Here is a 372-nt window from a genome sequence, read left to right as displayed (position 1 = left end):
CAACGCTGGTTCCAGCCGCAAGTGCAGCTCTCAGGCGAACGCCAATTGAAGGCGGGGTATCAATGACGCAGAAATCAAAGACGCCATCTTTAACCATTTTCCGAACCGCATTACGAAAGTCAGTAATGGCTGTTGCCTGATCCATCGCCTCTACTTTTTCCAGAATCCGTGACGCTGGAATCAGGTGGGCACCGGATTTGGTCAAAATGGGCTCGGGGCACTTTCCAGAGAAAAGATGCACAGAACTAGAGGCCTCCGCTTCACCGCGAGCCACACCAAGAGCAGAAGAAATATTGCTCTGGGGGCAAGTGTCGATAACAAGCACTTTAGATTTCACTTCGAGCAATGCATAAACAGCATGAAGCCCCATAG

At 50.5% G+C, this 372-nt stretch carries 1 protein-coding gene; it reads right to left on the bottom strand.

From position 1 onward, the window contains the following. A partial coding sequence (locus tag O4G76_RS20085; RefSeq protein ID WP_269398919.1) for a ParA family protein occupies positions 1–372 on the bottom strand: 372 nt, incomplete at both ends.

Origin of the sequence: Limimaricola sp. G21655-S1, assembly GCF_027213785.1 — a bacterium.
Lineage (GTDB): Bacteria > Pseudomonadota > Alphaproteobacteria > Rhodobacterales > Rhodobacteraceae > Limimaricola.
The sequence above is the reverse complement of the archived record's forward strand: the minus strand, read 5'-3'. Positions and strand labels throughout refer to the sequence as shown.